Annotated in this window: 17 protein-coding genes and 1 tRNA gene; all 18 read right to left on the bottom strand. The window is 33.5% G+C overall.

Features of this window, described 5'->3' with window-relative positions:
- Positions 1 to 47: 47 nt before the first annotated feature.
- The 18 genes from V1T75_RS06815 to V1T75_RS06730 all read right to left on the bottom strand — a co-directional run bounded on the left by V1T75_RS06815 (position 48) and on the right by V1T75_RS06730 (position 19,430).
- Positions 48 to 743, bottom strand: a complete 696-nt coding sequence (locus tag V1T75_RS06815) for an ABC transporter ATP-binding protein (RefSeq protein WP_330487802.1) — start codon at positions 741 to 743, stop codon at positions 48 to 50.
- Positions 744 to 763: 20 nt separating this feature from the next.
- Positions 764 to 2,236, bottom strand: a complete 1,473-nt coding sequence (locus V1T75_RS06810) for a DUF5687 family protein (protein WP_330487801.1) — start codon at positions 2,234 to 2,236, stop codon at positions 764 to 766.
- 115 nt (positions 2,237 to 2,351) lie between these two features.
- On the bottom strand, positions 2,352 to 2,852 hold the full coding sequence (locus V1T75_RS06805) for a DUF1761 domain-containing protein (RefSeq protein WP_330487800.1): 501 nt from the start codon (positions 2,850 to 2,852) through the stop codon (positions 2,352 to 2,354).
- A 95-nt stretch (positions 2,853 to 2,947) separates the two neighbouring features.
- Complete coding sequence (locus V1T75_RS06800; RefSeq protein ID WP_330487799.1) at positions 2,948 to 3,940, bottom strand: DUF4837 family protein; 993 nt, start codon at positions 3,938 to 3,940, stop codon at positions 2,948 to 2,950.
- A gap of 27 nt (positions 3,941 to 3,967) precedes the next feature.
- Positions 3,968 to 5,476 carry a lytic transglycosylase domain-containing protein gene (locus V1T75_RS06795; RefSeq protein WP_330487798.1) on the bottom strand — a complete coding sequence of 503 codons (1,509 nt, stop codon included), beginning with the start codon at positions 5,474 to 5,476 and terminating at the stop codon, positions 3,968 to 3,970.
- A gap of 7 nt (positions 5,477 to 5,483) precedes the next feature.
- Complete coding sequence (locus V1T75_RS06790; protein WP_330487797.1) at positions 5,484 to 6,245, bottom strand: exodeoxyribonuclease III; 762 nt, start codon at positions 6,243 to 6,245, stop codon at positions 5,484 to 5,486.
- Positions 6,246 to 6,311: 66 nt separating this feature from the next.
- Complete coding sequence (locus V1T75_RS06785; protein WP_330487796.1) at positions 6,312 to 6,965, bottom strand: 3-oxoacid CoA-transferase subunit B; 654 nt, start codon at positions 6,963 to 6,965, stop codon at positions 6,312 to 6,314.
- Positions 6,966 to 7,004: 39 nt separating this feature from the next.
- The gene (locus V1T75_RS06780; RefSeq protein WP_330488007.1) at positions 7,005 to 7,334 is read right to left on the bottom strand and encodes a four helix bundle protein; all 330 of its coding nucleotides are present in this window, start codon (positions 7,332 to 7,334) and stop codon (positions 7,005 to 7,007) included.
- 62 nt (positions 7,335 to 7,396) lie between these two features.
- On the bottom strand, positions 7,397 to 8,098 hold the full coding sequence (locus tag V1T75_RS06775; RefSeq protein WP_330487795.1) for a CoA transferase subunit A: 702 nt from the start codon (positions 8,096 to 8,098) through the stop codon (positions 7,397 to 7,399).
- A 59-nt stretch (positions 8,099 to 8,157) separates the two neighbouring features.
- Positions 8,158 to 10,437, bottom strand: a complete 2,280-nt coding sequence (locus tag V1T75_RS06770; protein ID WP_330487794.1) for a penicillin-binding protein 1A — start codon at positions 10,435 to 10,437, stop codon at positions 8,158 to 8,160.
- Entirely contained in the window at positions 10,437 to 10,922 is a 486-nt protein-coding gene (locus V1T75_RS06765; protein ID WP_330487793.1) for a gliding motility lipoprotein GldH, read from the bottom strand. Before V1T75_RS06765 ends, V1T75_RS06770 begins: the two co-directional genes overlap by 1 nt.
- The gene (gene ricT, locus V1T75_RS06760) at positions 10,912 to 12,348 is read right to left on the bottom strand and encodes a PSP1 domain-containing protein (RefSeq protein WP_330487792.1); all 1,437 of its coding nucleotides are present in this window, start codon (positions 12,346 to 12,348) and stop codon (positions 10,912 to 10,914) included. The genes V1T75_RS06765 and ricT overlap by 11 nt, the downstream gene beginning before the upstream one ends.
- Positions 12,349 to 12,577: 229 nt before the next feature.
- Positions 12,578 to 14,269 (bottom strand): glutamine--tRNA ligase/YqeY domain fusion protein, encoded by a 1,692-nt coding sequence (locus tag V1T75_RS06755; protein WP_330487791.1) that lies wholly within the window; start codon positions 14,267 to 14,269, stop codon positions 12,578 to 12,580.
- A 212-nt stretch (positions 14,270 to 14,481) separates the two neighbouring features.
- On the bottom strand, positions 14,482 to 16,332 hold the full coding sequence (locus V1T75_RS06750; protein WP_330487790.1) for a M1 family metallopeptidase: 1,851 nt from the start codon (positions 16,330 to 16,332) through the stop codon (positions 14,482 to 14,484).
- A 1-nt stretch (position 16,333) separates the two neighbouring features.
- Entirely contained in the window at positions 16,334 to 16,738 is a 405-nt protein-coding gene (locus V1T75_RS06745) for a hypothetical protein (RefSeq protein WP_330487789.1), read from the bottom strand.
- A gap of 67 nt (positions 16,739 to 16,805) precedes the next feature.
- Positions 16,806 to 18,425, bottom strand: a complete 1,620-nt coding sequence (locus V1T75_RS06740; RefSeq protein ID WP_330487788.1) for a S8 family serine peptidase — start codon at positions 18,423 to 18,425, stop codon at positions 16,806 to 16,808.
- A 10-nt stretch (positions 18,426 to 18,435) separates the two neighbouring features.
- Complete coding sequence (locus tag V1T75_RS06735; RefSeq protein WP_330487787.1) at positions 18,436 to 19,281, bottom strand: MBL fold metallo-hydrolase; 846 nt, start codon at positions 19,279 to 19,281, stop codon at positions 18,436 to 18,438.
- Positions 19,282 to 19,359: 78 nt separating this feature from the next.
- Positions 19,360 to 19,430, bottom strand: a tRNA-Cys gene (locus tag V1T75_RS06730).
- Positions 19,431 to 19,479 lie beyond the last annotated feature (49 nt).

The raw sequence follows: 19,479 nt of genomic DNA, 5'->3' as shown, positions 1-19,479 counted from the left end.
ACGTAAAGAGGTAAAAATAATAATTATAAGATGATTTCTACCTTGTTTTATGCAGAAAAATAGCTTTCTAATTCTTGTAAGGTTTCTTGCGATGTGTTTATATCCTTTACAATGTTTCCTTTGTCTAAAACTACTATACGCTCACAAACCTCTGTTACATGACTTAAATCGTGGCTAGAAACCAATACTGTAACGTCGTTATTTTCTGTTAGTTTTTTGATGATTTTTTTTAGTCGAATTTGTGTTGTAGGGTCTAAATTAGCGAAAGGTTCGTCTAAAATTATCACTTGCGGATTCCCCATCATTGCAGCAACAATACCTACCTTTTTCTGATTTCCTTTACTTAAACTTCGTAAATACTTTTTCTTTCCTAAAATTTCATCATTAAAAAACTCATCAAATTGAGCTAAGAAGCTTTGTACATCAGCTTTATTCATTCCACGTAAGTCACCAACAAAATCAAAATATTCTTCAGGTGTTAAGTACCCTATTAAAAAAGTTTCATCTATAAACGACCCTGTAAACGTCTTCCAATTTTCACTTTTATTTACAGTAACTTCATTATTTATAATTTCTCCTGTAGTTGGTCTAATTAAATCTAACAGCAGGTTAAATAGCGTCGTTTTTCCTGCTCCATTATTTCCTACTAATCCAAAAGATTGTCCCTTAGGTATTTTTAACGCTTCTAAGTTTAAGACTTGTGTAGTTCCGTATGTTTTTGAAATGTTATTTATAAATATCATTTTGTTTCGTTTTTGGGTTGTTATGATTTTTGGCTGAATGCATGTATTACTGCGTACTTACTTTTAATGTATCTTTTTTCTATAAAGTTCATAAAGTAATTTTTGAACGCTAATGCTAGTACTCCTGCAATAGCAATTGCTAAAACTCCTGCATTAAAGCTGACAAACTTGTTGAAAACCCAGAATAGGAACATAGGAATTCCGATTATGGGAATTATGATTAAAAAATGGGTTGCACTGGTTCCTTGATAATTTGAAAACCCACTTTTATTTAGGTCTATACGTTTTCGGTTAAAAGAACCTGCAAATAACAAAAAGAGCGAGTTAAAACCAATATTAAATATTGCTCCTGCGGTTATCATTAAAAAAATGTTTACTCCATAGAAGTAAACATAAGGAATACTCAATAGGTATAATGCTCCTGACATTACAACCATTAAATACCACTTACTTTCTAAGAATTTTCGGTAACGAATATTTTGACTCATAAGCATGTTGTAGTACTCACTATCCCACGCAGGAATAAATTGTCCATAATTTATCGTAAAACCTCCTGTCACAAAAATTGCTGCAAAGACTAAGAAAGCAGGCATTTTTTCTCGATATGTTTCTTCTCCAAAGAAAATAGTTCCGTAAAAAAGAAATATAAACGACATAAAAAATACTGTTTTGGTACGTTTATTCCTCCAAATTTGACGAATATCATTTTTAATAAATGGTGCGACATCTCCTAGTCTATCAACAAAAGACAAATTAGACTCCTTGGCTACTTCATCTTTACTTTTTATGGCATCATCTAAATAGGCTTTTTCTCTTAATAGTTTAAAGTTTACATAATATAAACCTATCAATAGAACCACTCCTATTAATGCAAAAGCAGGAAAATTATATACTGATTGAAAAACAGGTGCAAATACATCGTTTACGTTAAATAGCTGGTATTTATTTGCAAAAAACAATATCGCTAGTACAGCAATCATTGCTCCCAGTGCGTAATTATTTTTATTGATTAGGAAATTTACATAGTTAGCACTTAACACCAGCGTAAGCATTAAAAACAACCACCCTAAAACCCCCATAACATCATAACCTTGCCCTATTAATACTATTGAAAAAGGCACATAAAAAAACAACGGCATTATATTGAAGAATGACACTGCTGATTTTCCTAATACAAAATGAACTAACTTTTCTTTTTTTACTGGTAAGTTTAGAAACGGCTTAATGTTTAGTACTGGTAATTTTTGCATTAAATAGCGAAAAATTAAATCTCCTAGTAGTAAAAAAACAAGAAATCCATTCACAAAAAAAAGAGGATCTATATCTGGATATTCTTTTTTAATGAAAAAATACCCTCCTATTCCTATCATTAAAAATGAAACTAGCATATACAATGCAAAAAGGCCCATGATAATTTTTAATGCAATACTTTTTCCGAAATAAGAGGAGCGAAAAAACTGCTTCCACTCTAACTTTAAAAAATGTGCAATCATTTGGTTTTGTTTTTGGTTGATTATCTTATTTGTCTTTTTCTACAGTTTTTTGTTACATAAAAAAAGCACCAATTTAAAAATTGATGCTTTTTAATATATTATTACAAGAGGTTTTTTACGCCCATTGACAAATTACTCCTCCCATTAAGGCTAGTGTAATAATCCAATACCCAGCATTAATAGCGACATATTTAACGCTTTTTCTTTCAAACAATGCCTGAGTGGCTAGAATAGGCAAGCCAATTAGTAGGCCTATCATCGTTCCGTGAAGGGCTCCGTGTTTAAATGTTCTAAATCGATCTCCAAAGTTTGCCATAAATTCTTGAAAATAAGCATAGGCTCCTCCTGTTTGCTCCATAAATCCTGCTTCTCCCATTAAAGTTGATTGTACTCCCCATTGATGAATTACTAATGTTTGTAATATAAAAGCTAACAAAAAACTAAATACATACGCTAAGCCAAAAATGAGCCCCATGTTTGACCCCTTCATAGATTCATCGGTAAAACCGACCTCTTTCATCCATGCGTTCTTAAAAAGCATCGGTCCATACCAAATAAAACCCATTATCATAGGTACTAATGCAGCAATTGCTGTAATTAAAAAATTAAATTTCATAAGATTATAACGTTTTGGTTGTCAATCAAATATAATAAAAAAAGCATCAAACTCACGTTTAATGCTTTTACTTATTTCTTATGGTATTATCTTTTTTATTTGATTTTTAACGACTTTGCTATCGCTTCTAGCTCAAAGATAAAGTCTCTTTTATTTACTGAGGGTGCATAGGTAAAACCTTCAAAAACAAGAACCCGTTTGTTTTTTTTATCGATTATTGTGTAATTAATAAATGGTCCTGCCATAAAATCATTTTTCACTTCCCATTTCCCTCTTGTTTCATAAGCTTTTCTTCCATCAATTTCTGCATCAAAAGTGAATGGTGTATATGCCTGCTCGGTAATCATGTGCATTCCTTCTTTGCTTCCAGGTATGTATTTTTTACCTATGGTATCTCGCATTCTTGTTATATTATCTTCTACCTTGCTTTCATCTTCTAATGGATAACTATACACTAAAATATTATTGGTTCCATCTCCTCTTGCAATTCCACTTTTTAAGTGCTGACGCAACCATAAAAAATCTCCAGTATCTTCAACTAATCTAAATCTTTCTGGGATGGTTAATGAAATCCCTAATTTTTTTATTGTGTTAAATTGAGTTTCATCTAATTTTTCTTTGTTAAAAATGCTTTGAGTAAATTTTACATCTTCGTCTTTAAATAATTTAATTATTTCTTTTCCTCTGTTGCGAATTAAATCAACCAAATCTCCTTTGCTTTTGGCCGTTGCATAAACTAATATCTGAGGATCAGCATATTTATTTTTTTCTACAGCTATTTTTTCTTTCTCTCCTTCTCTAAGAATTAAAACTGCTTTTGCATGTCTCATAAACCCACTAAATCCAACAGGGTCTATTTGACTTACAGAAAGTAATGTTTCTGGTTGAGGCAAGCCTACTTGATGCTCTCCAAAAACAGAACGGATCTCATCTCCTATTTTGCCTTCCCAATCATTTCCTTTAATAACTACTAATATTTTATTGGTGTTTCCATTTGATGTTGGTAAAACATAGTCGCTTTTCCCTCCTTTATTTTTACAGGAAACAGTTATAAATATTAGGACAAATAATGCTATTAGTTTATTCATAGTTTGTGGTGTTTAGTCGTTGTTTTTTTAGCTTTTAAAAATTTTAAGTTTCATTCCTGGTTTCAAACTTTTAACACTCCAAATATTGTTCCATTTTTTAATTTCTTCAACAGAAACTGATGGATACTTTTTTGAAATGGTCCATAACGAATCTCCTTCTTTAACAACATACACCTCATGCTTACCTGTTGGTGTTTTATATTTTTTCTTTGAAACCTCTTTTGGTACAGCCATTCTTTTAGGATAAATACTCAATCTTTGGCCTACTTTTAAGTGGTGAGTTCGTAAGCCATTCCACCGTTTAATATCACTTACGCGTACTCCAAACTTATTAGCTATTTTTCCTAAGTAGTCTCCACTTCGAACTCTGTAACGAATACGTTTATCCATTTCGAAGTATTTTGGCAATGGTTTCTCTCTTTTAGCATCGTCTTCATTTGCTAAAGTGTAAATTTCGTTTTCCTTTTCTAAGAAATCCATTAAGTTTCTTCGAGGGAGTCGAACTGCGTAGTTTTTTTCTTTTACATATGGGATAATATCTAGCTTATACGAGGGGTTTAAGAAAGCTAGTAAATCTGAGTCTATGCCTGTTTTTTCTGAAATCTGATCAAAACTTATGGTTCTTTTTACACGAACTGTATCTGTTTCAAAATTGAAGATTTTAGGTGCTTCAGGATAAATATGGTGCTTTTCTGCGTATTCAAAAATATACATCGTTGCATAAAATGCTGGTACATATCCTGCTGTTTCACGGGGTAAGAACGGACGTATATTCCAATAGTTTTTATACCCTCCTGAGCGCTTTATTGCTTTTGACACATTTCCAGGCCCTGAGTTATATGCTGCTAAGGCTAAATCCCAATCACCAAAAATTTTATATAGTTGACTTAAGTATTGACAGGCTGCTTTTGTTGATTTTACTGGATCTTGGCGTTCATCTACATACGAATTTACTTTCAAATCAAACTGAACTCCTGTTCCATACATAAACTGCCATAAACCTGTTGCTCCTACCCAAGACCGAGCATCTGGTCTCAAAGCAGATTCAACAATAGCCAAGTACTTCATTTCTAGCGGGATATTATACTGATCCAAGTACTGCTCAAACATTGGAAAGTAATATTGAGCACGAGCCATTAAGGCTGGATAATACTTTTTACGGTATTTTAAGTAACTGTTTATTACTTTTTCTAACGCAGGGTTGTACTCTAAATGAAACGGTGTTTTTACATTTAAATCTTGCAATCTTTTTTTTAATAAATCGGTTGTAAGAATTGTGGTTGTATTTCCTAGGATGTCTTTATCGTTGATTACATATTGAATACTATCAAACAATGATGAGTTGAATTTTTCTTCAATTAGTAAACTATCAATCATTTTTAAATCTTCCGTAGAAAATAGCTCTTGGTTTTGTGTTGGATTTATAGAATCGTTTACTACAATATTAACACTGTCTTTAGCTACGAATAAGCTATCAACAGGTTGTTGCGCAAAAATTGAAGTTGTAAAAAGGAGTAGTGTTAGTAATTTCTTCATCTTGGTTTTATAAATCTAATTCAACAGCAATTGGGCAATGATCTGAATGTTTTGCTTCTGGTAAAATATACGCTCTTGAAATTTTATTTTTTAATGGTTCGGTTACCATATTATAATCAATGCGCCAACCTTTGTTATTTGCTCTTGCATTCGCTCGGTAGCTCCACCAAGAATATTCTTGTTTTTCTGGATGTAAGTGACGGAAACTGTCAATAAACCCGCTATTGATAAATTTCCCTAACCATTCTCGTTCTTCTGGTAAAAACCCAGATACTCCTTTCATTTTTGGATTGTGGATATCTATTTCTTCATGACAAATATTGTAATCTCCACAAATAACTAAGTTAGGAATTTCTTTTCTTAACTCAGTAGCATAGGTTAAGATTTCATCCATGTAGTTGAATTTATAGTCTAATCGAGCACTATTAGTTCCAGAAGGTAAATACATACTCATTACAGATACCTCATCGAAATCTACACGAAGATTTCTTCCTTCAAAGTCCATCGATTCAATTCCCGTACCATACTCTACATGTTTTGGTTCTTCTTTACAGAAAATTGCAACTGATGAATACCCTTTTTTTTCTGCTGAAAACCAAAAATGATATGGATAGCCTGCGTTTTCAAACTCAGTTACATCTAATTGTTCTTTGTGAGCTTTGGTTTCTTGAATGCATATTACATCAGGATTTGCTGCTTGTAACCAATCTATAAACCCTTTTTTCAATGCTGCTCTAATTCCGTTTACGTTGTATGAGATTATTTTCATCTATTTGTTAAAATACAAAAACGTAAAGCATAGTGCTTTACGTCTTTTTTTTATCCTATAATTTTGTTAAATATCCATTTCTGGGATGTCTCCTTCCACAATTAAAGTTCCTTCTGTAGCTGCTTGAATTTCTTCTACAGATACTCCCGGTGCTCTTTCTAATAAGTGAAATTTATTGTCTTTAATTTCTAATACCGCCAGGTTGGTTACAATTTTTGTTACGCAACCTACACCTGTTAATGGTAAGGAACATTTTTTAAGCAGCTTTGATTCTCCCCTTTTATTGGTATGCATCATTGCTACAATAATGTTGTCGGCAGAGGCTACTAAATCCATTGCTCCTCCCATACCTTTCACCATTTTCCCTGGTATTTTCCAGTTCGCTATATCTCCATTTTCAGCTACTTCCATAGCTCCTAAAATAGTTAAGTGAACATGTTTTCCTCGAATCATTGAAAAACTAGTAGCAGAATCAAAAAAACTAGCTCCAGGCATAGTTGTTATCGTTTGTTTTCCTGCATTGATAACATCTGCATCTTCTTCTCCTTCAAAAGGAAAAGGTCCCATACCTAATACTCCATTTTCTGATTGAAATTCTACTTCAATATCATCACGAACAAAGTTGGCTACTAATGTTGGTATTCCGATACCAAGGTTTACATAATATCCGTCTTTTACTTCTTTTGCGATTCTCTTCGCTATTCCGTTTTTATCTAACATTTTTTAATTTGAAAATTTGTTGATTTGAAAATTTGATAATTACTTCTTTTTTGAAGAAGCTATTATTTTACTTATTATCTTAATAATTGTTTTCAAATCTGTTAGTAACTTCTTTTTTGGGCTTGGATAAAATTCTGATTGTTCACATAATAATAACCAATACTCTAATTCATCAGCTTCTTTCGCTGAAATTTTAAATTTATGAATAAAATCTGCTTTACTTTCTGCATTTTGTGCTGCTCTAATATTGGCTCCTATTGATCTTCCACTTCTAAAAACCTGAGATGCCATTTCATAACGATGTAAAGCCCTTATTTCTTCTGAAAACTTGATGATTTCAAGAGAAAACTCAAAAGTTAATTTTACAATTAAATTTTCTTTATCACTTCTCTTTGTTACATTTTCAAATTTTCAAATTGATCCATTAAAGACTAGTCTCGTTTGCGAACAGTTCGTTGTTCAATTCTCTTCTCATACTTTTCTCCTTGAAAAATACGTTGTACAAAAATTCCTGGAATATGAATTTGATTTGGGTCTAATTCTCCTACTGGGACTAACTCCTCAACCTCAGCAACTGTAATGGTAGCTGCCCCACACATATTTGGGTTAAAGTTTCTTGAAGTTCCTTTAAAAATTAAGTTTCCAGCAGCATCACCTTTCCATGCTTTTACAAAAGCAAAGTCTGCTTTAAATGCTGGTTCCAATACATACATTTTTCCATCAAACTCACGAGTTTCTTTTCCTTCTGCTACTTCTGTTCCATAACCCGCTGGGGTATAAAATGCTGGGAATCCTGCTTGTGCTGCTCTACATTTTTCGGCTAAAGTTCCTTGAGGTGTTAATTCTACTTCTAATTCTCCAGACAACATTTGACGCTCAAATTCATCATTTTCTCCTACGTAAGAAGAAATCATTTTCTTTATTTGACGATGTTGTAATAACAACCCTAAACCAAAATCATCAACTCCTGCGTTATTGGAAATACAAGTAACATCTTTTACTCCTATTTTTACTAACTCAGCAATAGCATTTTCAGGTATTCCACATAAACCGAACCCTCCTAACATAAAGGTCATTCCATCTTGTACACCTTGCAATGCTTCTTGTACGTTATTTACTTTTTTATTTATCATTATAGTTGTTGTTTTTAAGCTTTACTCACTAAGTGAGGTTTTAAATACTTTACAATTTACTAAAAATCTGTATCGTCTGGTACTGCTTCTTGTTCCTCTCCTTCTTTTGGTTCCTCAACTTTTGAACAGTCTAAGTTTATACTTATATCTTTAGGTTTTTCAAAACTTTCTTGACTAATATCTAATGTTTTATCTTCATAACACTTTCTCATAAAAATTGCCCAAGTTGGTAATGACATGGTCGCACCTTGTCCATATCTTAATCCTGCAAAATGTGTAGCTCTATCTTCTCCTCCAGTCCAAACACCAGTTGCTAAGTTAGGAACAATTCCCATGAACCAACCATCAGATTGGTTTTGCGTTGTACCTGTTTTACCTGCTATAGGATTTGTAAATTTGTAAGGAAACCCTGTTACTGCATCTCCCCCTGATGTCCATGTTGATCGTAAACGAGCTCCAGAACCTACTTGGGTTACTCCTTTCATAAGGTCTAAAATTACATATGCTGACTCTTCACTTAACACTTCTTTAGTTTCAGGTACAAACTCTTCTAAAACAGTTCCGTTTTTATCTTCTATTCGGGTAATCATTAATGGACTTACACGCAATCCTTTATTGGCAAAAGTTGAGTATGCACTTACCATTTCTAATAACGATAAGTCAATTGCTCCTAATGCAATAGACGGATTTGCCTCTAATTTAGATGTTATTCCTGAAGACTCTGCAAGTCGAACTACATTTATAGGTGAGACTTTATCAATTAATTGTGCTGTAATCACATTTATTGATTTTGCTAAGGCTTCTTTTAATGTCAGTTCACCTCCGTATTTACCTCCTGCATTTTTAGGTGTCCAATCTTCTGGCATTCCGTATTTTTCCTTAGGAATTGTATATGGAGTATTAGGTAACATATCACAAGGAGACATTTTTAGCTGATTGATGGCTGTGGCGTATACAAATGGTTTAAATGTTGAACCTACTTGGCGTTTTTGTTGCTCTACTGCATCAAACTTAAAGTATTTGTGATTGATTCCTCCTACCCACGCTTTTATATGACCTGTTTGAGGCTCAATAGATACCAAACCTGAACGCAAGAAATATTTATAGTAACGAATTGAATCGTAAGGGGTCATTACCGTATCGCGTTCACCTTTCCAAGTAAAAATGCGCATATCGGTTTCGGTCTTAAATGCTTTATCTATTTCCTCTTCAGATTTCCCAGCTAACTTCATTCGCTTGTAACGATCTGAATTTTGTTTGGCTCTTCTTATAATTTTGTCTATATCACTTTTGCTAATATCATAAAAAGGTGCCGTTTTATTTCTTTTTTGTTCTTTGTCGAAATATGATTGAAGGTTAGCCATGTGTTCATACACTGCTTCTTCTGCATACTTCTGCATACGAGAATCTATCGTTGTATAAATTTTTAATCCGTCTCTGTAAATATTATATTCTTCTCCGTTTGGCTTCGGATGTTCTTTTACCCATTCTTTCAAAATGCTTCTCAAATGTTCTCTAAAGTATGTGGCTAAACCATCACTATGACCTTCTCTATTAATATTGAGCCCTAAACCTAACTTTTGTAATGAGTCTTTTTGTTGCTGAGTGATAAATTCATTTCTATTCATTTGTTTTAAAACAACATTTCTTCGTTGCTTTACCATCTCTTTTCTTCTTAACGGATTAAACAAAGAAGAGTTTTTAAGCATTCCTACTAACATTGCAGACTCTTCTACATCTAACTCTTTGGGTTCTTTTCCAAAATAAATACGCGCTGCAGAACGAACTCCGACTGCCTGATTTAAGAAGTCGTATTTATTTAAATACATGGTTATGATTTCTTCTTTCGTGTATTGACGCTCAAGTTTAATAGCTACGACCCATTCTTTTACTTTTTGAAGTACCCTTTTTAAAATATTTCGAGAAGCTTTTCCTGTAAACAACATTTTAGCTAGCTGTTGAGTTATTGTACTCGCTCCTCCACTTCCCGGTTTAAAAATAGCTCTTGCTGTTCCTCTAAAGTCTATTCCTGAATGTTCATAAAAGCGTTCATCTTCTGTTGCCACTAACGCTTTAACCATGCTCTCTGGTATGTCTTTGTACTTTATGGGTGTTCTATTTTCAACAGCATATTTTCCTAAAGTTTTCCCATCTGATGAAATAATTTCTGTTGCTAAATTATTTTCTGGGTTTTCTAATTCTTCAAAAGTAGGCAGTGCTCCAAATACTCCCCAAGAAGCTAGCAAAAAAAGCAGGCTAACAAATAGAAAGCCTCCTATAATAATGCCCCAAAACCATTTAATATACTTACTAAAACTTGTTGTTTTCTTCTCTGTCATTACTTTATTTTTTCTATTCTAAACCCCACATGAGTTATTCCTTCTAATTCTTCAACACCTTCTATTTCTGCATTTTTCCGCATGGCTTGTCGAACCTTAAAAGTATACTCTCCTTTTCGGGGAAACGTTATATTTTCTTTATAAAAAAGTTTATTTTCTTTAATATCTGTAAAACCTTGTCCTAAAAATTTTCCTGTAACATCAGCCATATCATATTCTAACGTGTCTATGATTATTTGTCCATCAGGAAAATTCATTTGTGTAATTAAAAAAAGATTACTGTATGCATAATCTTTATTATTTCTAAGGTTTATAAAAAGGTTTTTCTTACCAATAGAGTCATTAATTGGAAATGTAAATTGTATTGTATTTCTTTTATTCCATGAGCTTTTAGGAAGCGCAATATAATTATCAAACTCACTATTTGAATCACATGAAGCTAATAGCATGGCTACTAAAAAAAAGAGGCCAATTTTATTTCTCATTATTGGTATTATTTTTATTATCGCTATTGTTTCTTTTTCGTTGATTGTTATTTTTCCTCCTAGGGTTCTTTGTTTTCTTTGGTTGCCCTTGCGGTTTATCCGTAGTTTTATTTTCTGGTTTTGGCTTTCTGGTTTTAAGGTTGTTTTTAGGTCTTGGTTTCCTATTATCAACTCTCTTTTTTTCTGTTTTTTGGCCTCCTTCAGTTTTTTCCGTTTTCCCTTGTGGTTTTTTCTTTTGCCTTTTATTTGTTTGCGGTTGTTTATCTACTTCCGTTTTACTTGTTGGTTTTCTTTTTCTACGTCTACTGTTTTTACGACTTTTTTTAGGTACATCAAAACGGGTTAAACTATCTTGACCAACAACATTTTCAAAGTCAACTGAAATTTCTTCGGTTATCTCCAATTCATATTCTTCTAACGGTAACGCAAGTTCATTATTTTTATTTAACTCTATAATTTCTTGAACTTGTTCTAACGATAGTTTATACCATTTAAAACTTTCTTCTTTATAAGTGTACCAAAGTAGTTTTTTAAAGATATCCATCTTAACAAAAACAGCGTCTCCTTTTTCTGTTTTTAGCACTTTATCTTGCTTTGGAAAGCTTTGTAATGCATCTAAATACGTATCTAATTCGTAGTTTAAACAACATTTTAACTTACCACACTGTCCTGCTAGTTTTAACGGATTTAATGATAGCTGCTGATAGCGGGCTGCTGCTGTATTTACTTTTCTAAAATCGGTTAACCAAGTAGAACAACATAATTCTCTACCACAAGAGCCAATTCCTCCTAAACGAGCTGCCTCTTGACGCATTCCTACCTGACGCATTTCTACTCTAATAGAAAAAGCGCTAGCTAAGTCACGAATTAACTGACGAAAATCTACACGTTCATCTGCTGTGTAATAAAACGTAGCTTTGGTTCCGTCTCCTTGATATTCAACGTCAGAAAGTTTCATTTTTAAGCCTAAACGGCTAACAATTTCTCTTCCTTTTCGTTGTGTTTCTAATTCTCTTCCTCTGGCTTCTTGCCAAACATCAATATCTTTTTGAGAGGCTTTTCTGTAAATTTTCTTTACTTCATCACTATCTACAGTAATTTTTCTTTTTTTCATTTGAACTCTTACAAGCTCTCCTGCTAAAGAAACAATACCAACATCGTGCCCTGAAGATCCTTCAACTGCAACTACATCTCCCATGGAAAGAGTTAAGTTTTCAGAGTTTTTATAAAAATGTTTTCGCCCATTTTTAAAACGGACTTCAAAAATATTAAATGGTGCTTCACCTGAAGGTAAAGTCATATTTGATAACCAATCAAAAACAGCGAGTTTATTTCCACTTCCACATGTGCCTGTTGCACAATTTCCGTTACTCTTACAGCCATTTGGCACACCGCTTTTGTTAGTTGAGCAACTGCTACAACTCATACGATAGTATATTTTTTTGAAATATTTTTTAAACCTGTGGTATTTACAGTATCAAAAAATATTTTTATTATTTGATTTTCAGTCGTATAAAATTTACTTTATAACAACTATCCTTAATCTGTAAAGATACATATTCTAATGAAAAGTGAAAATTGATTTTTTTGTTAAAAAAAATGCTGCTTTTAAGTTAAAAAGCAGCATTTTTTATTTGTTTTTATGTCTTTTAACCCTACTCGTTCTTTTTTGTCCAGTTATCTCTTAGTCCAACTGTTTTATTAAATACTAAATTTTCTGCTGTTGAATCATCATCTACATTAAAGTATCCTAAACGTTGGAACTGAAAACGGTCACCAATTTTTGCTGTTTGTAAGCTTGGCTCAACGTAAGCCGTAATTTTTTCTAACGAATTCGGGTTTAAGAACTCCATAAAGTCTTTGTCTTTATGACTATCTGGTGCTTCATCTGAAAACAATCTATCATACGCTCTTACCTCAGCCTTTACTGCGTGTTTTACAGATACCCAGTGTAAGGTTCCTTTTACCTTGCGCTTGCTTTCTTCCGTTCCACTTCCTGATTTCGTTAATGGATCGTATGTACAATGAATTACCGTAATGTTTCCATTTTCATCTTTTTCTACGCTATTAGCCGTGATAAAGTATGCATTCTTTAAACGGACTTCTTTTCCTAATTTTAAACGGAAGAATTTTTTATTTGCTTCTTCTCTAAAGTCTTCACGTTCTATATAAATTTCTCTTGAAAATGGAACTTCTCTTGTTCCTGAATTTTCATCTTCTGGATTGTTTTCAGCAATTAAAATCTCTTCTTGGTTTTCAGGATAATTATCTATTATCACTTTTACTGGGTCTAAAACAGCCATCACACGATTTGCTGTTTTGTTTAAATCTTCTCTAATTTTAAACTCTAGTAATGCTACATCAATCACATTTTCGCGTTTAGAAACTCCTACTGTTTCCACAAAGCTACGAATGGCTGCTGGTGTGTAACCACGACGACGTAACCCTGAAATGGTTGGCATACGTGGATCATCCCATCCTGAAACGATTCCTTCTTCCACCAATTTCATTAGCTTACGTTTACTCATTACCGTATAGCTTAAGTTTAAACGAGAGAATTCTCTTTGTTTTGGTGGTAATGGGTATTCTGATTGACTATACTCATACACGTTATCTCTAAACCAATTGTATAATTCACGGTGAGGTTTAAACTCTAATGAACATAGTGAATGAGAGATTTGTTCTATATAATCACTCTCTCCGTGTGTCCAGTCGTACATCGGATAAATTACCCAGTCATCTCCTGTACGGTGGTGTTCTTTTTTTAAAATACGGTACATGATAGGATCACGCATTAACATATTTGGTGAAGCCATATCTATTTTAGCACGTAATACATGAGAACCTTCTTCAAGCTCGCCGTTTTTCATACGTGTGAATAAATCTAAGTTTTCTTCAACACTTCTGTCTCTATTTGGCCCTGCTACTCCTGGTTGTGTTGGTGTTCCTTTTTGCGCTGCCATTGCTTCAGAAGATTGGTTATCTACATAAGCTTTTCCGTCTTTAACTAGTTGCACTGCCCAATCATATAATTGTTGGAAATAATCAGAAGAATAGCATTCTTTTTCCCATTGATACCCCAACCAAGAAACATCATGCTTAATAGCATCTACGTATTCTTGTTCTTCTTTTGCTGGGTTTGTATCATCAAAACGAAGGTTTACTGGAGCATTGTATTTCTCTCCTAAACCAAAGCTAATACCAATAGCTTTGGTATGCCCTATATGTAAGTATCCGTTTGGCTCTGGCGGAAAACGAAAACGCAAATTTTCTTTTGGCATTCCATTTGCCAAATCTTCTTCAACAATTTGCTCTAAAAAATTCAATGATTTCTTTTCTTCTGACATCTTTATAAATTATGTACGTGTTCTATTTTATAGCCTTTTATGGTTCTCTCTTAAAACATGGTTCTTTGAGAGCTGCCTGTAAGGTTTAAGCGACAAAATTACATAGAATCTATGAGATAATTACACAAAGAAAATTTTGGATTATTTTTTTTAATAAAAAAACGGAAAACCTATATGGATTTTCCGTTTTAATAATTTTATTTGGTTTGAACTTACTTCTCGAACGAGTTGTTTGCTTGATTTACATCTGCCATTAGTTTTGACGGATCAATTTCAACTGATTTCACCTCTTTTTTGGCTGTAAAAGTATAGGTTGGATGCGCAAAAGTCCAATCGGTAATAACTGTAGCATTGGTTGGTTTTTCTCCACGCATCATACGTAACGGAATATTAAATGATTCTTTTGAACCGTCTGTATACGTTACCTCAAGATCAATAGGCATTGGCATTTGACCAATACGTTCTAAGGTAATTTCTTTTCCGTTTACTGATTTAATTCCGTAATCGATAGTATGTGTTGTTTGCGTCCATTCATTCAAATACCAGTCTAACTGAAGTCCTGAAACTTTTTCAGCAGTACGTTTAATATCGTTTGGAGTTGGGTGTTTAAAAGAAAAATCTTCAAAATACTTCTTCAACGTTTTTGCTACATTTTCTTTTCCAATAATATATTCTAACTGAGATAAGAAAATATTTCCTTTAGAATAACTCGCAACTCCATACGCTGTATTTGTATGATACCTATCAGCATGTGTTGTTAAAGGCTCTTCCATATTATTTTTTACCACGTAATTATATCCTCTGTAAGATCCTGCGTGTGGATTTTCTTTTCCTTCTCCTAAAATTTCATTTTCTGCTTTGTTTGAAATATAGGTGGTAAACCCTTCATCCATCCAAGGGTGTTTACTTTCATTGGTTGCCAACAAGAATTGGAACCAAGTATGTGCTAATTCGTGTGCTGTTACACCAAATAAGCTTCCCCATTTACGTTGCCCTGTAATTAATGTACACATTGCATATTCCATACCTCCATCTCCACCTTGAATAACTGAGTATTGTTTATATGGGTATTGCCCAATATGCTTACTAAAATACTTCATTAATTCAGCTGTTTTAGGTTGTAGTTTTTTCCAGTTTTCTAAATACTCAGCATCTAATGTTTTCTTGTAAAGGAAATGTAAATCGATTCCATTATCCATCTTATAGGTATCATGAATAAACTCTGGATCTGCTCCCCATGTAAAATCATGTACGTTTGGCGCAGTGAATTTCCATGTTAATTTATCTCCTGAAGGAAGGTTTAATGGTTTTGTTTTGTCTTCGTAACCATGACCTACTTCTTGTGGATTTTGCACATACCCGGTTCCTCCAACTACATAATTTTTATCTATATGAAGTGTTACCTCAAAATTACCCCAAACTCCGTGGAATTCTCTTCCTAAGTACGGTGGTGTATGCCAACCTTCAAAATCATATTCAGCCATTTTAGGATACCATTGTGTCATTGACAAAGCAACTCCTTCAGCACTATTACGCCCAGAACGACGGATTTGTTTTGGTACTTGCGCATCAAAAATCATATCGAACGTTACACTTTCCCCTGGTTGAATTGGTTTATTTAATGTAACTTCTAAAATGGTTCCAACAGTTTCGTGTTTTACTACCGAACCATTTTGTTTTAAAGAATTTACTTTAATGTATCCTATTTCTGAGGGTGATAATTTACTAATACGATCTCCTACTCTTCTGTCTGGATCTTGAATATTTCTTGAACGAACATCCATTTGTGAGTTTGGTTGAAACGCATTGAAATATAAATGATAGAATACCTTATTTAACGCATCTGGTGAATTGTTTGTGTACACCAATTTCTGTGTTCCTTTGTATTGATATGTTTTAACATCCATATCAATATCCATAGTATAATCAACATGTTGCTGCCAATACCCTTGGTTAGATTGCTTGTGTACTTTTGTTTTTGTTACGGTTTTGTTTTTTGTACTATTTACAGTAGCACAAGAAATAACCGGTAACAATAAAAGGCTTAAAATTATTTTCTTCATATTAAACTGATTTAATCCCCATTAAGGTTAGTGTTCTCTTAAAATCACTTAGTTCTTTTTCATTTTTTAATACTGGAAAACTACGTCTTTTTCCATTACGTAATTTTAGAAAAACCCGATCTCTTCCGTTGGTTTTTCGGGTTTCTATCCCTTCTATTTCATTAAGTAAGTATTTAGATTTCCACGATCTTTTTACCACATAATAAAATATTACTACTACAGAAACTACTGCAAGCAAAAACATAAAAACAAAAAGAGTTTCATTGTTTTTATAACTCATTAAATACAACTGAACTCCCATATTAATTCCATTAATCAACATCAAAGAGATAATTAACCATGAATGCATGGGTACTTCATCTTTTATTGTTAATTCCTGTGTTTTTTTGTTGAATTCTAGTTGCATGTGTTTTCCTATAACAAAAAAAGAGCATCAAAAAATAATGCTCTTTTTTAGCTTGTTTATACTGGTTTTATTTTCTTCCGTTTACCATTCTATCAGCCATTCTAACAGCATTGTATGCATTTACAACACGCCCTGATACTGATAATTCTGAGAAAGGTACCATCTCATCTCTAGTTCCTGGTTTAACAACCTCTAAATCTATCTTCGTTCCAGAGTTCATTAAAATGTGCTTTACTTGACTTGCTGTTAACTCAGGATAATAAGAACGTACTAATGCTGCAACTCCTGCTGCTGCTGGAGAAGCCATTGACGTTCCATTAAACTTCTTGTATTCATTATCTGGAGTTGTTGAATATACCTGTACTCCTGGTGCAAATACATCTACATTCTTTTTACCGTAATTAGAGAAGTTTGCTGGTAATGTTTTATCATAATTAGCACTCATTGCTCCAATAGTTAAAAAGTTATCTGCAACTTCATTTAGTAAATCTGGTGCATCATTAGGAAAGGTTTTCTCTACGTCAATATTTTTACCATCATTTCCTGCTGCATTTACAATTAACACATCTTTAGATGCTGCATATTTAATTGCATCGTAAACCCATTCTTTATTAGGAGAGAAACCTTTACCAAAACTTGTGTTGATTACTTTTGCTCCGTTATCCACAGCATAACGAATCCCTAAAGCCACATCTTTATCATACTCATCTCCATCAGATACTGAACGAACAGCCATAATTTTCACATTGGCAACTCCGTTCATTCCTTTGTCGTTATTTCTTGTTGCTCCAATGATACCTGATACGTGAGAACCGTGCGCTTCTCCTTTTTCAGAGTGACCTGTATTACCGTTTCCGTATCCTGGTTTATCGTTAATATCATACGCATTATCACCAACAACTGTACGGTAATCCGTTTTTAAATTATCTCCATTAATAGTCTTTTGAGCATCTTTAATACCTTTTTCAAAGTACTCTTTTGCTTCTTCAAGTGTATCAAAATAACCAAACATTCTAGTAGCAAGGTTTTTTGCATTGCCTAACATTTCGTCATTGGTATTGATGGCTTCTACTTCTTCTTTAGTGTAGGTTGATTTTCCAAAGTATTTAGTAAAGGCTTTATCAGCATCCGAAATCATTCCTTTTAAACCTCCATAACGAGCAACTGTTTTCTTTGCTTCTGCTATTTTCTCAGCTTGATACGCTTTTACTTCTGCTAAGGTTTCAGCATCTGCAACCTCCGGCTTCATTAAAATACGCTCATACTCTAAATGCTCTTTGTACGCATCTCCTAAGAAATTCCATCCGTTAATATCATCAACATAGCCATTTTTATCATTATCAATTCCGTCTCCGGGAATTTCCTCCGTGTTTACCCAAGCTACATCAACTAAATCTTCATGTTTTAAATCAGTTCCTGAATCAACAACTCCAACGACAACTCCAACATGCTTTTTACCTTTTAAAAACTCATAGGCTTTATTTACACTCATTCCTGGAATTGTATCTGTAGCCAAGTCTAAATGTTGCCAGTTTTCTTGTTCGTAATCGGTTAACTCCGCTTTTTTCGCTGGAATATTCACTACGGTATTACTTCCTGCTGGCACAGGGATTTTGCTTACTGTTTTACAGCTAGCTAAGGTAGCCACTGCAATTGCCGAGTAAAATACGGGCTTTAAAACTCTCATAATCTCTATCTTAATTAAAAATATCTGTAAACTTAAATGTTTCTTTTAAACGAACTCCTTTTTCTGTATGCTTTACGGTTATTACTTCGTTGTAAGCATCGTGTTCTAAAAACAGGTAAAATTCTTTATCGGCTGCCTCGTTTAAAAAAGCTTCTTTTTCTTTTAAGGTAAGTAGTGGTCTTGTATCATACCCCATAACATAAGGCAAAGGAATGTGACCTGCTGTTGGTAATAAATCTGCCATAAACACCAATGTTTTTCCTTGGTATTCTATTTTTGGCAGCATTTGTTTTTCGGTATGTCCGTCTTTGAACAATACATCAAACCCAACATAATCTTTTGCATTTAGATGCAAAAAGTTTAATTGTCCGCTTTCTTCAATTGGCAAGATGTTTTCTTTTAAAAAAGAGGCTTTTTCTCTCGCATTTGGATGTACTGCCCAGTCCCAATGACGTTGGTTACTCCAAAAACGTGCATTTTTAAAAGCAGGCTCGTAGCCTGTTCTGTCTTTATTCCATTGAATTGCTCCTCCACAATGGTCGAAATGTAGGTGTGTTAAAAACACATCGGTAATATCATCTCTATGGAAACCATATTGTGCTAAAGAAGTATCTAATGAAAAGTCTCCATATAAGTAATAATATCCAAAAAACTTATCGGACTGCTTATTACCGATACCTGTATCAATTAGTGTTAAACGATTACCATCTTCAATTAACATACAACGCATGCCCATTGAGATCATGTTGTTTTCATCAGCTGGATTTGTCTTTTGCCAAATCGTTTTCGGAACTACGCCAAACATAGCACCTCCGTCTAATTTAAAGTTTCCTGTTTCTATCGGATAAATTCGCATAGCTACAAAGATGCAGAATTTTAACGAATTAATTTGTTAAGGAAAACAAAAAAGCACATCTAAACGATGTGCTTTTTGAGGTGTCGAGCGGATTCGAACCGCTGTAGATGGTGTTGCAGACCACTGCCTAGCCACTCGGCCACGACACCTTATATTGATAAGGACTGCAAATTTACAGCTTTTATCGTTTTTTGCAAG

It is taken from the genome of Tenacibaculum sp. FZY0031 (assembly GCF_036350695.1).
Classification (GTDB): Bacteria; Bacteroidota; Bacteroidia; order Flavobacteriales; family Flavobacteriaceae; genus Polaribacter.
Note: the sequence above shows the minus strand (reverse complement) of the source record. Positions and strands in the feature narration are given on the sequence as shown.

What these genes read in the sequence shown, in the direction of transcription:
- V1T75_RS06815 (WP_330487802.1), bottom strand. Translation starts at nt 743, where the DNA reads ATGATATTTATAAATAACATTTCAAAAACATACGGAACTACACAAGTC.
- V1T75_RS06810 (WP_330487801.1), bottom strand. Translation starts at nt 2,236, where the DNA reads ATGATTGCACATTTTTTAAAGTTAGAGTGGAAGCAGTTTTTTCGCTCC.
- V1T75_RS06805 (WP_330487800.1), bottom strand. Translation starts at nt 2,852, where the DNA reads ATGAAATTTAATTTTTTAATTACAGCAATTGCTGCATTAGTACCTATG.
- V1T75_RS06800 (WP_330487799.1), bottom strand. Translation starts at nt 3,940, where the DNA reads ATGAATAAACTAATAGCATTATTTGTCCTAATATTTATAACTGTTTCC.
- V1T75_RS06795 (WP_330487798.1), bottom strand. Translation starts at nt 5,476, where the DNA reads ATGAAGAAATTACTAACACTACTCCTTTTTACAACTTCAATTTTTGCG.
- V1T75_RS06790 (WP_330487797.1), bottom strand. Translation starts at nt 6,245, where the DNA reads ATGAAAATAATCTCATACAACGTAAACGGAATTAGAGCAGCATTGAAA.
- V1T75_RS06785 (WP_330487796.1), bottom strand. Translation starts at nt 6,965, where the DNA reads ATGTTAGATAAAAACGGAATAGCGAAGAGAATCGCAAAAGAAGTAAAA.
- V1T75_RS06775 (WP_330487795.1), bottom strand. Translation starts at nt 8,098, where the DNA reads ATGATAAATAAAAAAGTAAATAACGTACAAGAAGCATTGCAAGGTGTA.
- V1T75_RS06770 (WP_330487794.1), bottom strand. Translation starts at nt 10,437, where the DNA reads ATGACAGAGAAGAAAACAACAAGTTTTAGTAAGTATATTAAATGGTTT.
- V1T75_RS06765 (WP_330487793.1), bottom strand. Translation starts at nt 10,922, where the DNA reads ATGAGAAATAAAATTGGCCTCTTTTTTTTAGTAGCCATGCTATTAGCT.
- ricT (WP_330487792.1), bottom strand. Translation starts at nt 12,348, where the DNA reads ATGAGTTGTAGCAGTTGCTCAACTAACAAAAGCGGTGTGCCAAATGGC.
- V1T75_RS06755 (WP_330487791.1), bottom strand. Translation starts at nt 14,269, where the DNA reads ATGTCAGAAGAAAAGAAATCATTGAATTTTTTAGAGCAAATTGTTGAA.
- V1T75_RS06750 (WP_330487790.1), bottom strand. Translation starts at nt 16,332, where the DNA reads ATGAAGAAAATAATTTTAAGCCTTTTATTGTTACCGGTTATTTCTTGT.
- V1T75_RS06745 (WP_330487789.1), bottom strand. Translation starts at nt 16,738, where the DNA reads ATGCAACTAGAATTCAACAAAAAAACACAGGAATTAACAATAAAAGAT.
- V1T75_RS06740 (WP_330487788.1), bottom strand. Translation starts at nt 18,425, where the DNA reads ATGAGAGTTTTAAAGCCCGTATTTTACTCGGCAATTGCAGTGGCTACC.
- V1T75_RS06735 (WP_330487787.1), bottom strand. Translation starts at nt 19,281, where the DNA reads ATGCGAATTTATCCGATAGAAACAGGAAACTTTAAATTAGACGGAGGT.